13 protein-coding genes are annotated in these 14,024 nt (G+C 64.7%); 7 read left to right on the top strand and 6 right to left on the bottom strand.

The window, feature by feature from the left end; translation table 11 throughout:
• Nucleotides 1-8 precede the first annotated feature (8 nt).
• From sufC to ACQR1E_RS02420, 6 genes are all read left to right on the top strand, one after another.
• Nucleotides 9-761: a Fe-S cluster assembly ATPase SufC gene (gene sufC / locus ACQR1E_RS02445; protein ID WP_315712154.1), complete on the top strand. Its 753-nt coding sequence runs from the start codon at nt 9-11 to the stop codon at nt 759-761.
• Between the two features lie 22 nt (nt 762-783).
• Nucleotides 784-2,097: a Fe-S cluster assembly protein SufD gene (gene sufD / locus ACQR1E_RS02440; RefSeq protein ID WP_434896612.1), complete on the top strand. Its 1,314-nt coding sequence runs from the start codon at nt 784-786 to the stop codon at nt 2,095-2,097.
• Nucleotides 2,094-3,341, top strand: coding sequence for a cysteine desulfurase (locus ACQR1E_RS02435; protein ID WP_315712152.1), 1,248 nt, complete (start codon nt 2,094-2,096; stop codon nt 3,339-3,341). Before sufD ends, ACQR1E_RS02435 begins: the two co-directional genes overlap by 4 nt.
• Nucleotides 3,338-3,709 (top strand): SUF system Fe-S cluster assembly protein, encoded by a 372-nt coding sequence (locus ACQR1E_RS02430; RefSeq protein ID WP_315712150.1) that lies wholly within the window; start codon nt 3,338-3,340, stop codon nt 3,707-3,709. The genes ACQR1E_RS02435 and ACQR1E_RS02430 overlap by 4 nt, the downstream gene beginning before the upstream one ends.
• 61 nt (nt 3,710-3,770) lie before the next feature.
• On the top strand, nt 3,771-4,172 hold the full coding sequence (locus ACQR1E_RS02425; RefSeq protein ID WP_315712149.1) for a HesB/IscA family protein: 402 nt from the start codon (nt 3,771-3,773) through the stop codon (nt 4,170-4,172).
• A 117-nt stretch (nt 4,173-4,289) separates the two neighbouring features.
• On the top strand, nt 4,290-4,847 hold the full coding sequence (locus tag ACQR1E_RS02420) for a TfoX/Sxy family protein (RefSeq protein WP_316194165.1): 558 nt from the start codon (nt 4,290-4,292) through the stop codon (nt 4,845-4,847).
• Nucleotides 4,848-4,878: 31 nt separating this feature from the next.
• On the opposite strand, the gene ACQR1E_RS02415 is transcribed toward ACQR1E_RS02420, so the two are convergent.
• Nucleotides 4,879-5,946, bottom strand: coding sequence for a GGDEF domain-containing protein (locus tag ACQR1E_RS02415; RefSeq protein WP_315751668.1), 1,068 nt, complete (start codon nt 5,944-5,946; stop codon nt 4,879-4,881).
• 331 nt (nt 5,947-6,277) lie between these two features.
• Nucleotides 6,278-7,735, bottom strand: a complete 1,458-nt coding sequence (locus ACQR1E_RS02410; RefSeq protein ID WP_315712146.1) for a DEAD/DEAH box helicase — start codon at nt 7,733-7,735, stop codon at nt 6,278-6,280.
• Between the two features lie 480 nt (nt 7,736-8,215).
• On the opposite strand from ACQR1E_RS02410, the gene ACQR1E_RS02405 reads away from it, so the two are divergent.
• Complete coding sequence (locus tag ACQR1E_RS02405; protein ID WP_410052598.1) at nt 8,216-9,715, top strand: caspase family protein; 1,500 nt, start codon at nt 8,216-8,218, stop codon at nt 9,713-9,715.
• An 8-nt stretch (nt 9,716-9,723) separates the two neighbouring features.
• Here ACQR1E_RS02405 and ACQR1E_RS02400 read toward each other — a convergent pair whose 3' ends face one another.
• The 4 genes from ACQR1E_RS02400 to parE form a co-directional block, all read right to left on the bottom strand.
• Nucleotides 9,724-10,491 carry an SDR family NAD(P)-dependent oxidoreductase gene (locus ACQR1E_RS02400; protein WP_315712145.1) on the bottom strand — a complete coding sequence of 256 codons (768 nt, stop codon included), beginning with the start codon at nt 10,489-10,491 and terminating at the stop codon, nt 9,724-9,726.
• 30 nt (nt 10,492-10,521) lie between these two features.
• Nucleotides 10,522-10,707 carry a hypothetical protein gene (locus ACQR1E_RS02395; protein ID WP_315712631.1) on the bottom strand — a complete coding sequence of 62 codons (186 nt, stop codon included), beginning with the start codon at nt 10,705-10,707 and terminating at the stop codon, nt 10,522-10,524.
• A 202-nt stretch (nt 10,708-10,909) separates the two neighbouring features.
• Nucleotides 10,910-11,686 carry an outer membrane protein gene (locus ACQR1E_RS02390; RefSeq protein WP_315751666.1) on the bottom strand — a complete coding sequence of 259 codons (777 nt, stop codon included), beginning with the start codon at nt 11,684-11,686 and terminating at the stop codon, nt 10,910-10,912.
• Nucleotides 11,687-11,924: 238 nt separating this feature from the next.
• Nucleotides 11,925-13,988, bottom strand: a complete 2,064-nt coding sequence (gene parE / locus ACQR1E_RS02385; RefSeq protein ID WP_316173719.1) for a DNA topoisomerase IV subunit B — start codon at nt 13,986-13,988, stop codon at nt 11,925-11,927.
• Between the last annotated feature and the right edge of the window lie 36 nt (nt 13,989-14,024).

The following is a 14,024-nucleotide window of genomic DNA, read 5'->3' as shown; positions in this document are numbered from 1 at the left end:
AACAGATCATGGCACTACTCGAAATCAACAACCTGCAGGTCCGCGTCGAGGAGCGCGAGATTCTCCACGGCCTGACGCTGTCGATCGACGCCGGCAAGGTGCACGCGATCATGGGGCCGAACGGCTCCGGCAAGTCGACGCTGTCCCACGTCATCGCCGGCAAGCCGGGCTACGAGGTGACCGGCGGCGAGATCCTGTTCAAGGGCGAGGATCTGCTTGCCATGGCGCCGGACGAGCGTGCCGCCAAGGGCGTGTTCCTGGCGTTCCAGTATCCGGTCGAGATCCCCGGCGTCGCCACCATGACCTTCCTGCGCACCGCGCTGAATGCGCAGCGCAAGGCGCGCGGCGAGGAGGAGTATTCGACGCCGGACTTCCTCAGGAAGGTGCGCGAGATCTCGAAATCGCTCAGCATTCCGCAGGACATGCTCAAGCGCGGCGTCAATGTCGGCTTTTCCGGCGGCGAGAAGAAGCGCAACGAGGTGCTGCAGATGGCCCTGTTTCAGCCGTCGCTCTGCATCCTCGACGAGATGGATTCCGGCCTCGACATCGACGCGCTGCGCATCGCCGCCGACGGCGTCAACGCGCTGCGCTCGCCGGAGCGCTCGATGATCGTGATCACCCACTATCAGCGGCTGCTGAACTACATCGTCCCCGACGTCGTTCATGTGATGTCGAAGGGCCGCGTCGTGAAGAGCGGCGGCAAGGAGCTCGCGCTCGAGCTGGAGGCGTCCGGTTACGCCCAGTTCGAAGACGCGGCCTGAGCCTCGCGTGAATGGATCTGTGATGAACGTAGCTTTGGTCAAGAACGACAGCGGTCCGGCGGCGAGCAGCTTGCTCTCTGCCGCTTGGGGCCGTCTGCCCGGCACCGGCAAGGTGGCCGATATCCGGCGCGAAGCCTTCTCGGCTTTCGAGCGCACAGGCCTGCCGCACCGTCGTATCGAGGAATGGAAGTACACCGATCTGCGTGCGCTGATGCGCGAGGTGCTGCCGCTGGCAGGCGCGCCGGATGCGGCGGCGCTGGCGCGGGCTAAGGCCGTGCTGGCTTCTGTTGCCGTCGACGGTGCTCGGAAGCTGGTGCTGGTCGACGGCGTGTTCGTGGCGGAGCTCTCGGATATTTCGGCCTCCGAGGATGGTGTCAAGGTTCGCACGCTTCGCGAGGCGCTGCAGAGCGCCGGCAGCGAGCGGCTGCTGGAGACGACTGTCAACGATGCGATGGTCCTGTTGAACGGGGCGCTTGCGACCGACGGAGTCCTGATCTCCGTGGCGGACGGTGCAAAGCTCTCGCATCCGCTGCAGATCATTCACATCGCGACAGCATCGCAAGCATCGCGTGCCAGTCGCTCACATCTTTCGGTGGGGAACGGCGCGCAGGCCACCTTGATCGAAAGCGCGATCGCCGCCGATGATGCCTCAGGCTATCAGGCCAATGACGCCGTGGTCGTCTCCCTCGGTGATGACGCTGCGCTGTCCACCATTCGCCTGATGCGCGATGCCAGCGATGCTGTGAACATCACCTCAGCCAGGTACGAGGTCGGTGCGCGGTCGAAACTCAATCTCTTCAACATGACGACAGGCGGCGCCGTCAGTCGTCTGCAGGGCTTCATTACTCTCAAGGGCGAAGGCAGCGAGCTGATCGTCAACGGCGTCAACCTGCTGCGTGACAAGCAGCATGGCGACCTGACGCTCGTCGTCGACCATGCGGTGCCGGGCTGCACCAGCCGCGAAAACTTCCGCGCGGTGCTCGACGATCGCGCTCATTCCGTGTTCCAGGGCCGCATCATCGTCCGCCCCCACGCGCAGAAGACCGACGGCAAGATGATGACCCGTGCGCTGCTGCTGTCCGACGAGGCCGAGGCCGACTCGAAACCGGAACTCGAGATCTTCGCCGACGACGTCTCCTGCGGCCACGGCGCCACCGCTGGCGCGCTCGACGACAGCGTGTTGTTCTATTTGCAGGCCCGCGGCCTGCCGGAGAAGCAGGCCCAGGCGCTGCTGATCCAGGCCTTCGTCGGCGAGGCGATCGAAGCGATCGAGGACGATTCCTTGCGCGAGCGCGTCATTGCTGCTGCCCAGGACTGGATGGAGGCGCGCGCATGAGCACGCATCCCGCCGTCTCCAACGGATCCTACGACGTCGCCCGCATCCGCGAGGATTTTCCTGCGTTGGCGCTGCAGGTCTACGGCAAGAAGCTCGTCTATCTCGACAACGCGGCGTCTGCGCAGAAGCCGCGCGCGGTGCTCGATCGCATGACGCAGGCCTACACCAGCGAATACGCCAACGTGCATCGTGGCCTGCACTATCTCGCCAACGCCGCGACCGAGGCCTATGAGGGCGGCCGCGAGCGGGTCACGCGCTTTCTCAATGCACGGCGCAGCGAGGAGATCATCTTCACCCGCAACGCGACCGAGGCGATCAATCTCGTGGCGTCGTCGTGGGGCGGACCGAACATCGGCGAGGGCGACGAGATCGTGCTCTCGATCATGGAGCACCATTCCAACATCGTGCCCTGGCACTTCTTGCGCGAGCGCCAGGGCGCGGTGATCAAGTGGGCTCCGGTCGACGACGACGGCAATTTCCTGATCGACGAGTTCGAGAAGCTGCTCACGCCGAAAACCAAGCTGGTCGCTATCACCCAGATGTCGAACATGCTCGGCACGCTGGTCCCGGTGAAGGAGGTCGTGCGCATTGCGCATGCGCGCGGCATTCCGGTGCTGGTCGATGGCAGCCAGGCCGCCGTGCACCTCGCCATCGACGTCCAGGACATCGACTGCGACTTCTACGTCTTCACCGGCCACAAGCTGTACGGGCCGACCGGCATCGGCGTGCTCTACGCCAAGTACGACCACCTCGTTGCCATGCGCCCCTACAATGGCGGCGGCGAGATGATCCGCGAGGTTGCGCGCGACTGGGTCACTTATGGCGATCCGCCGCACAAGTTCGAGGCTGGCACCCCGATGATCGTCGAGGCGGTTGGGCTCGGCGCCGCGATCGATTACGTCAACTCGGTCGGCAAGGAGCGCATCGCCGCGCATGAGCACGACCTGCTCACCTATGCCCAGGATCGGCTGCGCGAGATCAACTCGCTGCGGCTGATCGGCACCGCCAAGGGCAAGGGCCCTGTGATCTCGTTCGAGATGAAGGGGGCGCATGCCCATGACATCGCGACCGTGATCGATCGGCAGGGCGTCGCGGTGCGTGCGGGCACGCACTGCGTGATGCCGCTTTTGGAGAGATTCAACGTCACGGCGACCTGCCGGGCCTCGTTTGGCATGTACAATACGAGGGAAGAGGTCGATCAGCTTGCACAGGCATTGATCAAGGCGCGGGAATTGTTTGCATGACCGACACGGCCGACGTCAAAACTCAGTCCGTCGAAACGCATTCGGCGCTGCCGCCGGAGGAGACCGAGCGGCTCTCCAGCGAGATCATCGCGGCGCTGAAGACGGTGTTCGATCCGGAGATCCCGGCCGACATCTACGAGCTCGGCCTGATCTACAAGGTCGACATCAAGGACGACCGCAGCGTCGACGTCATGATGACGCTGACGACGCCGAACTGTCCGGCGGCCGGCGAGCTGCCGACCATGGTGGAGAACGCGATCGCGAGCGTCCCGGGTGTCGGCGTCGTCAACGTCAGCATCGTCTGGGAGCCGCAATGGACGCCGGACCGGATGAGCGACGAGGCCCGGCTCGTCCTGAACATGTGGTGAGACGAGCGGGCACGAAGTTTGAATAGTAAGGGCGGATCACATACCCCGCCGGGATGACGCCATGACCAGCACGACGAATTCGACAGCGCCTGTTGCCAAGCCCAAGCCGCGGCCCCGCCCGCAGGTGATGCGGCTCACCGATGCGGCGGCCAAGCGCATCCGTGAGCTCACCGATCGCGCCGAGTCCGAGATCATCGGATTGCGTGTCGGTGTCAAGAATGGCGGCTGCGCCGGTCAGTCCTACACGGTCGAGTATGCCCATGATATCCGGCCGACCGACGAGGTCGTCGAGGACAAGGGCGTCAAGATCCTGGTCGATCCCAAGGCCGTGCTGTTTCTGCTCGGCACCGAGATGGACTATCAGGCTGACAAGATGCAGGCCCAGTTCGTCTTCAACAATCCGAACCAGATCAGTGCCTGCGGCTGCGGCGAGTCGGTGCAGCTCAAGCCGGCCGAGGTCTGATCGTCCGCTTCCAGCCAGTGCGGCTCCGGAGCTGTCACGTTCCGGACATTGACACGCGCCACCTTCCCGACCGAAAACTCCGGGCGAGCAAGTGGGGTGTTGGCGGGAGCTGGCGCGATGGACCGCGAATTCCTGATCGATCTGTTCGCCGGCTTCGGTCCGGTCACGATCCGGCGGATGTTCTCCGGCTTCGGCATCTCCGCCGACGGCATCAACTTCGCGCTCGCGCTGCGCAGCGGCCTTTATCTCCGTGCTGACGAAACCAGCTTTGCCAGATTCGAGGAGGCCGGATCCAAGCCGTTTTCCTACGAGACCCGCGCGCGGACCATGACGGTGCGGTCGTATTGGCAGGTGCCGGCACATCTGTTCGATGACACCGACGAGTTCGCGGTCTGGGCGAGAGATGCATTCGCAGCGGCCCAGAGGGCGGCCTTGAGCAAGCGGACCAGCAAGAAGCGGGCGGCGCGGGGCAACAGACTGGTCCCGACCCGGGGTGGGGCGAAGCCTGGACCAACCAGGCCGGCAGTGAAAAAGACCAAGCCGGCCAAGACGGGAAAGGTGGCCAAGAGCGTTGACAAGAGCGCAGACAAGGGTCCCGCCGGTCGCAAAACACGCAGCGCGACAGTGGCGCGGGGCCGGCAGACGTCGCGCGCAGCATCATCGCGAACACGCTGATGCTCCATATGCGTCGCTGGCGACCTTGCCGTCAGGCGACCTGACCTCGCGTCGTCGTCGCGTATTCGGGATCGTTCTCGCATACCACCTTGTTGCGGCCGTTGCGCTTGGCGGCATAGAGGCAGGCGTCCGCGCGCTCGATCAGGGCGTCGGTGTCGTCGCCGGCCCGCAGCACGGATACGCCGACCGAGATGGTCACACGTCCGAGAATCTCTCCCGTTGATTTCTTCTTGAGCTCCTTTGCCGTGACGGCGCGGCGGATGTGATCGGCCACCGTCAGCGCGTGCTGTAGCGAGGTGTTGGGCAGCACGACGGCGAACTCCTCGCCGCCGTAGCGCGCTGCGATATCCTGGCCCTTGATGGCGTGCTTCAGGGTCATCCCGACCAGGCGCAGTACCTGGTCTCCGGTGAGATGTCCGTAGGAATCGTTGAAGGACTTGAAGTGGTCGATGTCGAACATCAACAGCGACAGCGGCTGCTCGGTCGCGAGCCCCGACTGCACCGTCGTCTCGATCATCCGGTCGAAATATTTGCGATTGCCGAGGCCGGTGAGGGGATCGGTCAGGCTCTCGGCCCGAATCACCTCCAGGCTGTGCTGCAGCCCGCTGATCTCGTCCTTGGACAGCGTCAGCCGCTCTTCGAGGATCCGGTTGGTTTCGCGCATCTGCTTGGTCGAATGGGCCAGCGCCTCGATGATGTCGACCAGTTGCTCGCGGCTGGTGGCCGATGCGAGCCGTTGATCGGCGCCCGCGAGGCTCGCATCGTAGCTCGCCGTCCTGCCGAGAGCATCGGTGAGCATGTTCACCAGGTCGTCGATCTCGCCGACGACGCGCGCGCCGACCTTGTCGATGCGATCCGACGTCTTGAGCTGCGCGAGGTAGGAGTCGTAGAGCTGATCGAGATCGGACTGCGACAGCTTGCCGTTGCGCGACAGCGTCTCGTTGATGATCTCGTTCAGCGGTGCGTTGTAGCCCGTCGCGTAGACGTACCAGACCTCGTAATTGCGCGGATTGGCCGAATGGCGGAGCGTTCTGATCTGGCTGAGCGCGACTTCGGCGAAGCCTATCGTGCGTTCGTGTTCGTCAAGCGCATTGACCACCACAGGTTCCCCCCAATCGCCCGCGTCGCCGTCGTCGTCACAGCAATGAAATAAACAATGCCGGGCAAGCTAAAGGACGTTTGTGAACCAGGGGTAAATACGGCCGTAGAGTCCCGGATGCGCCGCGCCGTGGATACGGGAACGGCAGCTCATATGTTCAATGAGCTACATAGGATGCTGCTGGAAACTTGCTGACGCGGGCTGGAACTGTTCGGTCGACGCACGCCTCGCCGAGAGCTCAGCGCTGTCGACTTAAGTCAGGTCTACGAATGCAGCGGCTGATGTTCCGGGCGACCGCATGGGGGAGCAGCCCGGAATCTTGTGCCCGCGCTCAGGGAAGCGGTGCCCGCACCGGGCGAAGCAGGAAGGCGGGGAGATGTGAGTGATCGGCGGGCTCGTTGTCGTGGTCGCGCCGCGGCCGCCGCGCTTCATTGCGAGGCTGTTCGTTGCGAGGCTGTTCCTTGCGAGCGCTCGGCGCAGGCCGAGGAGAATTTGCCTGTGCGGCGCGCGGAGCTGCCGCGCGCGGCTCGCGCTCCCGCGGGGCTGGATCACGCTCGCGCGGGGCCGCATCGCGCTCCCGGGCCTTGCCGCGGCTGCCGCGACGCGCGGCGTCACGCGGACGTCGCTCACGCGTATCCTCGTCGCCCGAGGACTCCTGCACTTCGTAGTCACCCTCGATGGTCGGAATGCCCTGTCCGATCAGCTTCTCGATGGCGACCATCGACTTCTGGTCGGCCGGGGCCACGATCGAGATTGCCGTGCCGGTCCGTCCGGCGCGGCCGGTACGGCCAATGCGGTGAACGTAGTCGTCGGAATGATGCGGCACGTCGAAATTGAAGACGTGGCTGACTTCGGGAATGTCGAGGCCGCGTGCGGCGACGTCGGAGGCGACGAGCAAGGGCAGTTCGCCCTTGCGGAATTGATCGAGCGCCGCGGTGCGGGCCGACTGGTCCATGTCGCCGTGCAGGGCGCCAACACTGAAGCCGTGCTTCTGCAGCGACTTGTGAACGATGGCGACGTCGCGCTTGCGGTTGCAGAAGATGATCGCGTTGTTGAGATCCTTGGCGTTCCGCAACAGCCTGCGCAGCACCTCGCGCTTCTGATGCGCCTCGCGGCCGGATGGGACCTGCAACTGGGTCACGGTGACGGCGGTCGTGGCCGGCTTGGAGACCTCGACCTTCTGCGGGTTGTGCAGGAAGGTTTCGGTGATGCGCCGGATTTCCGGCGGCATGGTCGCGGTGAAGAACAGGGTCTGGCGGGTGAAGGGGACGAGCTTGCAGATGCGCTCGATGTCGGGGATGAAACCCATGTCGAGCATGCGGTCGGCTTCGTCGATGACCAGGAGCTCCACGCCCGTGAGCAGCAATCCGCCGCGTTCCGTATGATCGAGCAGTCGGCCTGGCGTGGCGATCAGCACGTCGACCCCGCGGGTCAGCTTGGCGTCCTGGTCGCCGAAGGAGACGCCGCCGATCAACAGGGCGACGTTGAGCTTCTGTCCGGCGCCGTAGCGATCGAAGTTCTCTTTGACCTGGGCGGCCAACTCACGGGTCGGCTCCAGGATCAGGGTGCGCGGCATTCGGGCGCGGGCACGGCCCTTCTCGAGGATCGTGAGCATCGGCAGGACGAAAGCGGCGGTCTTGCCGGTGCCGGTCTGGGCGATGCCGAGCACGTCGCGGCGCGCCAGCACATGAGGAATCGCCTGTTCCTGAATGGGGGTCGGGGTGGTGTAACCAGTGGCCGCAACTGCAGCCAACACCTTGTCGGACAAGCCGAGATTGGAAAAAGACATCGAGCCTCTATGTCACGCGCCGATAGGCGACGGGGCCTCTATTCGACGCCGCCGTTAGGAATCGAGGGTAAAAGGCTGTGGTCGCGCTCAACCCCGAAACGGCATGCTCTAACGAAGCTGGGGGTTTTCTGACTAACGCCGACCCGCGGTCAATCTCTCAGGAATCGGATGCGATCCGGCCGCGCTGTTGCGGAAGATAGGGGCGAATTCTGCAAAGTCAATGGAAGAGGGGAGCGAAGTACCGAAAAAGCTTAATGTTTTTGCATTATTTGCAGGCAACCTGTCGTCGAGCTGTCGTATTCGGGTGCTCCGAAGCTTCCTACGGCCGGTCGCGGAAAGCGCTCTGGTCGAATTGTCGACGGAATTGCGGCGTGTGTTCGGCAGGGGAGCAGCCGCGTGTGCCGCCGGGCATGAACCGGTGGCGCGGTGCCGTCGACTATCCGAGGGCGGCAGCCCACGCGATGAGGGCAGGGACGAACGATGAGATCGATGCGGACGTGGCTGGCGTGCGGGCTGGCGATGCTGGCAGTGGTTCTGGCGCCGGCCGCCGCGCGTGCCGAGAAGCGCATTGCGCTCGTGATCGGCAACAACGACTACCGCTTCGTGCCGAAGCTGCAGAAGGCCGTCAACGACGCGCGGACGATGGGCGACACGCTGAAGCAACTCGGCTTCAATGTCATGGTCGCGGAGAATCTCAATCGCCAGCAGTTCAGCCAGACACTGCTGGCGTTCGACAACGCCGTCGAGCCGGGCGACACCGCGTTCTTCTTCTATGCCGGTCACGGCTTCGAAATCGCCGGTCAGAACTTCCTGTTGCCGACCGACGTGCCCGCGGCCACCGAAGGCCAGGAAGAGCTGGTACGCGACGCCTCGATCCTCGCGGACCGCGTCATCGAGCGGCTGCAGAACAAGAAGGCGCGCACCTCGATCCTGGTGTTCGACGCCTGCCGCAACAATCCGTTCGAGCGCTCGGGCACGCGCGCGGTGGCGGGCGGGGGTGGCCTGGCGCCGATGACGCAGTTGCCGGAAGGCGTATTCTCAGTGTTCTCGGCCGGTCCGCGCCAGACCGCGCTCGACCGGCTCTCCAACGATGACGTCAATCCAAACTCGGTGTTCACGCGCACCTTCGCCAAGGAGCTGACGCAGCCCGGCGTCAATCTGGTGCAGGTGGCGCAACGCACCCGCCGGCTGGTCAGCGAGCTCGCCGAGACCGTGCGGCACAAGCAGATTCCGGTCTATTTCGACCAGATGGTCGACGATGTCTTTCTCAACGGCATGGCGAAGGGGCCGGCTGCAACCGACAAGCCGGCCGAGCCGCAGCAGAAGCTCGCGGCGCTGCCTCCTGTCTCGGCGCCGCGCATTCCGCCGGCGAACGAGAGCCTGAACGCACCGATTGCGATGTTCTCGCGCCACAATGGCGGCTGGACCGTCACCTTCTCGATCGCCGATCCGACGCTCGGCATTTCCTGGCGCATGGGTGAGGCAGGAGAGTTTCGCGAGACCGGCTTCATGGACGTGCTCGATCCGCGCACGCGCAAGCGCATGCCCAATCCCTCGATCCAGCTGCCGTCGGATGCGCCCGCGGGCACCATCCAGGTCCGCTATGTCGATGCATCGGGCGAGATGCAGGGACCGTTCCCGATCCGCTTCGAGCCGGAGGCCGCGCTGGTGCATGACCAGCGCAAGATCCTCGACATGACCGCGACGAGCTGGCTGTCGTTCCGCGAGTTCAACGGTCTCCTGGTCTACTACACGCACCTGATGTCGTATCGCTGCGCCATCCGCGAGGTCCGCATCGGCATCGACACGGCGGTGCCGGACAAGGTCCTCAACATGCCCGGCTGCGACATGCGCGATCCCATTGCGATTCCCTCCAACGCCACGCCCTATTTGAAGCTGCCGCCAGCGACGAAGTTCGTCTCGGTGGAGTTGACCTATCGCGACGGCAGCGTCTCCGAGATCAAGAGCTTTCGACGCTGAGGCCTCGGCTAGGCCATGATCGAATAGCCACCATCGACGGGAATGGCTGTGCCGGTGACGAAGTCCGAGGCCGGCGAGCTCAGGAACGTCGCGATGCCGGCGAAGTCGTCGATGTCGCCCCACCGTGCCGCGGGCGTGCGCGCCAGCACGCGGTCGTGCAGGCCGTCGATCTGGCTGCGCGCCGCGCGCGTCAGGTCGGTGTCGATCCAGCCCGGCAAGATCGCGTTGACCTGGATGTTGTCGGGCGCCCAGGCGCAGGCACAGGCGCGCGTGTACTGCACGATGCCGCCCTTGCTGGCCGCATAGGCCGGCGCGAAGCTGGCGCCGAAGATCGACAGCATCGAGCCGATGTTGATGATCTTGCCGCCGCCGTTCGCCTTGAGGGCCGGGTAGGCGGCCTTCGAGCACAGGAACGCGCTGGTGAGATTGGTGTCGATCACCTGCTGCCACTCCTCCAGCTCGAGCACGTGCGGCGGCTTGCGGATGCTCATGCCGGCATTGTTGATGAGGATGTCGATGCGACCGAGCTCGCTGGTCACGCGCGCGACCATGGCGGCGACGTCGTCCTTGTCGCTGACGTCGGCTGTGACGGTGATGGCACGGCCGCCGCGACCGGCGAGATCAGCCACCGCCGCCCGTGACTTGGTTTCGTTGCGGCCGACCACGGCAATGTCGGCGCCGGCATCGGCAAGCCCGCGCGCCATCCCCAAGCCGATTCCGCCGTTGCCTCCCGTCACGATCGCAACCTTGCCACTCAGGTCGAAACGGCCCGCCATGTCGTGTCTCCATGTCGTTGTTGTCAGACGTCAGCAGGTGCCCTGCCAGATCATCACCAGGCCGAGTGCACCCATGCCGACGCCATAGCCGGCCCATTGCAGCTGGTTGATCATGAAGCTCGTCCGCGGCCATGCCACCACCCCGGTGCCCTGACCGACCCAGAGCAGGCCGATGGCGAGCAGAAGCAGGCCGCCGATCATCAGGAATTTCCGCATGACCATGTCCTCCCTCGTCGACCGCGTCACAGCATCGGAAACGCTGCTGCCGTCTTTTTTGTGAAGTTTTGTGACGAGGAGGCTAGCGGCCGGCGCTGCAGATGACCAGCGGCTCCAGCCGCCAATATCCGAGCCAAAAACAAAAAGCCCCGGATCAACCGGGGCTTTTCGCAGAATTATTGAAAGACCGAGTGCGTTCGGCTCAGTACTTGACGACCGGGCCGGTCCAGTTGAAGCGGTAGACCAGCGAGGTGCTGATGGTCTGCACCCACGGCTTGAAGCTGACGGAGTCCGTGCTCAGAGCATTGGTGCCATCGAAGCGGACGGCAATATCCTTGCGGTCGTAATAGGCCGCGCGATATTCGGTCTTCATGAACCAGCCCGGCGCCGAGATGCCGAAGATGTTCAGGTTATTCTCGACGCCGCCGCCGACGAACCAGCCGTTCCGGTTGAACGAGTCGGTATGCAAGCCCGAGGCAGCACCGGTGAGGGTGGTCAGACCAGTGCCCGACCAATGCGATCCGGAGTAACCGGCATTGACGTACGACAGGACATTCGGAGCAACCAAATAGCCAATGCGAGCGCCCGCGGCCCAGGCATCCTGCATCTTGATGCGGCCAGTGAGGGCCGGCGCAATCTGATCCTGCACGGTGCCGCGCATGCTGCCGAACTGACCATCGGCGAACACGCCGAAGACCCAGGACGGATTGAACTGCCAGTCGTAGCCCGCGCCGACGGTGCCGAACCAGCCGTCGCCACCGACGCGCTGATCGATCGTCACCGGCACGCCGTTGAAGTTGGTGTGCGAGTCGGCATCCCAGATGCCGCCGCCGGCACCACCGAAGATGTAGAAGCCGGTCCAGCTCGGCGCCACCGGCATCATCGGAGCCTTCACGTAGGGGCGAGCTGCCAGATCAGCAGCCGAAGCGGCACCCGTGATCGCAACCAGCGCAGTGGCAGCAAGCAAAAGCTTTTTCATATTCAATTCCCCAAGATCGTCGTGTCGCAGGTGCCGGGTTGCGGCGGCGATTCCCTCGCCAGATGTGCCCGAACTATAGCCGATTGGTGCCCAAAAGCTGTTGCAGGTTGAGCACACCGGAGGGGAAAGTGCGCTGCGGGATGCTCGGGATTCTCGTAACCCTCTGATTGGAAAGGTCGATTGCAGGCTCGCGCGAGCCAATGGAACCTGCAATCGAGGCGTGAAATCGGGTCAAAAGCTAGACGTCGAGCAGCTCGTCGCTGGCGAATTCGGCCTTTTCCGAAATGAAGGCGAAGCGGGCCTCTGCCTTGGTCCCCATCAGCCGCTCGACCGAGTCGGCGGTGCCGTCGCGATCCTCGGCCAGCAGAACCACGCGCAGCAGGGTGCGCTTGGCCGGATCCATGGTGGTTTCCTTGAGCTGGGCCGGCATCATCTCGCCGAGACCTTTGAAGCGGCCGATCTCGACCTTGGCGTTGGCATTGAACTCGCGCTTCAGGAGCTCGTCCCGATGGGCATCGTCGCGCGCGTAGAACGTCTTGCTGCCATGGGTGAGCCGGTAGAGCGGCGGCACGGCGAGGTAGAGATGCCCCTCGTCGATCAGCGGCCGCATCTGCCGGTAGAAGAAGGTGATCAGCAGCGAGGCGATGTGGGCGCCGTCGACGTCGGCATCGGTCATGATGATGATGCGCTGGTAGCGCAGATCCTCCTCGCGATACGACGTGCCGGTGCCGGCGCCGATCGCCATCACGAGATCGGCGAGCTGGGCGTTGGCGGTCAGCTTGTCCTTGCCGGCGGAGGCGACGTTGAGGATCTTGCCGCGCAGCGGCAGCACCGCCTGCTTCTTGCGGTCGCGCGCCTGCTTGGCGCTGCCGCCGGCCGAATCGCCCTCGACGATGAACAGCTCGGAGCCTTCGGTGCCGGCGTCGGTGCAGTCGGCGAGCTTGCCCGGCAGACGCAGCTTCTTGGTCGCGGTCTTGCGCGCCGTCTCCTTCTCCTGCCGGCGGCGGATGCGTTCCTCGGCGCGCTCGATGACGAAATCGAGCAGCCGGTTGGCCTGCACCGGATTGCCGGACAGCCAGTGGTCGAACGGGTCCTTGACGGCCTGCTCGACGATGCGCTGGGCCTCTGCCGTGGCGAGGCGGTCCTTGGTCTGGCCCTGGAATTCCGGCTCGCGCACGAACACCGAGAGCATGATGGCGGCGCCCGCCATGATGTCCTCGGAGGTGATGTTGGCCGATCGCTTGCCCTGGCCGACGCGCTCGGCGTGGTCCTTCAGGCCGCGCAGAAGCGCGCTGCGGATGCCGGATTCGTGCGTGCCGCCGTCCGGCGTCGGAATCGTGTTGCAGTAGGAGGACAGGAAGCCGTCGGCATCGGCGGTCCAGGCGACCGCCCATTCGCAGCCGCCATGGCCACCGGTGCGGCCCGACTTGCCGGCGAAGATATCCGGATGGACCAGCGTGTCGGCATGGATCGCTGCGGCCAGGTAGTCCTTCAGACCGCCGGGGAAATGGAACGTCGCCTCGGCCTGGACGTCCTCGATGCCCTTCAGCAGCGACGGATCGCACTTCCAGCGGATCTCGACGCCGCCGAACAGATAGGCTTTCGAGCGCGCCATCTTGAACAGGCGCTGCGGCTTGAACGTCGCCTTGGCGCCGAAGATGGTCGGGTCGGGTTGGAAACGCACCCGTGTGCCGCGCCGGTTGGCGACCTTGCCGACCTCCTCGAGCTTGCCCTTGGGATGTCCGCGTTCGAACACCATGCGGTAGAGCTTCTGGTTGCGGGCGACCTCGACCTCGAGCCGGGTCGACAGCGCGTTCACCACGGAGATGCCGACGCCGTGCAGGCCGCCCGAGGTCTCGTAGACCTTGGAGTCGAACTTGCCGCCCGCGTGCAGCGTGCACATGATGATCTCGAGCGCTGACTTCTTCGGAAACTTGGGATGGGGATCGATAGGAATGCCGCGGCCGTTGTCGGTCACGGTGAGGAAGCCTTCGGCGTCGAGCTCGACCTCGATGAAGGTGGCGTGGCCGGCCAGCGCCTCGTCCATCGAGTTGTCGATGACCTCGGCGAACAGGTGGTGCAGCGCCTTTTCGTCGGTGCCGCCGATATACATGCCGGGGCGGCGCCGCACCGGCTCCAGGCCCTCGAGGACCTCGATGTCACGGGCAGTGTAATCGCCCTCGGCACCCGCCGAGCGGGCGGCTGGCTTGGCCGGAGCCTTGCCCTTGGCGGCGAACGCCGCCAACGGGTCCGTGACGCCCTTGGCCTTGGCTTTTGCAGCTGATTTCAACGGCTTACCCATGGAATCTGATGTTGCGTTTGCGCAAGATGGAACGAA

This window comes from Bradyrhizobium sp. HKCCYLRH1030 (assembly GCF_051168395.1).
Taxonomy (GTDB): domain Bacteria; phylum Pseudomonadota; class Alphaproteobacteria; order Rhizobiales; family Xanthobacteraceae; genus Bradyrhizobium.
The sequence above is the reverse complement of the archived record's forward strand: the minus strand, read 5'-3'. Positions and strand labels throughout refer to the sequence as shown.

Bases quoted from the DNA above. Each gene is read 5' to 3' on its own strand.
- sufC (WP_315712154.1), top strand. From the start codon at position 9: ATGGCACTACTCGAAATCAACAACCTGCAGGTCCGCGTCGAGGAGCGC.
- sufD (WP_434896612.1), top strand. From the start codon at position 784: ATGAACGTAGCTTTGGTCAAGAACGACAGCGGTCCGGCGGCGAGCAGC.
- ACQR1E_RS02435 (WP_315712152.1), top strand. From the start codon at position 2,094: ATGAGCACGCATCCCGCCGTCTCCAACGGATCCTACGACGTCGCCCGC.
- ACQR1E_RS02430 (WP_315712150.1), top strand. From the start codon at position 3,338: ATGACCGACACGGCCGACGTCAAAACTCAGTCCGTCGAAACGCATTCG.
- ACQR1E_RS02425 (WP_315712149.1), top strand. From the start codon at position 3,771: ATGACCAGCACGACGAATTCGACAGCGCCTGTTGCCAAGCCCAAGCCG.
- ACQR1E_RS02420 (WP_316194165.1), top strand. From the start codon at position 4,290: ATGGACCGCGAATTCCTGATCGATCTGTTCGCCGGCTTCGGTCCGGTC.
- ACQR1E_RS02410 (WP_315712146.1), bottom strand. From the start codon at position 7,735: ATGTCTTTTTCCAATCTCGGCTTGTCCGACAAGGTGTTGGCTGCAGTT.
- ACQR1E_RS02405 (WP_410052598.1), top strand. From the start codon at position 8,216: ATGAGATCGATGCGGACGTGGCTGGCGTGCGGGCTGGCGATGCTGGCA.
- ACQR1E_RS02400 (WP_315712145.1), bottom strand. From the start codon at position 10,491: ATGGCGGGCCGTTTCGACCTGAGTGGCAAGGTTGCGATCGTGACGGGA.
- ACQR1E_RS02395 (WP_315712631.1), bottom strand. From the start codon at position 10,707: ATGCGGAAATTCCTGATGATCGGCGGCCTGCTTCTGCTCGCCATCGGC.
- ACQR1E_RS02390 (WP_315751666.1), bottom strand. From the start codon at position 11,686: ATGAAAAAGCTTTTGCTTGCTGCCACTGCGCTGGTTGCGATCACGGGT.
- parE (WP_316173719.1), bottom strand. From the start codon at position 13,988: ATGGGTAAGCCGTTGAAATCAGCTGCAAAAGCCAAGGCCAAGGGCGTC.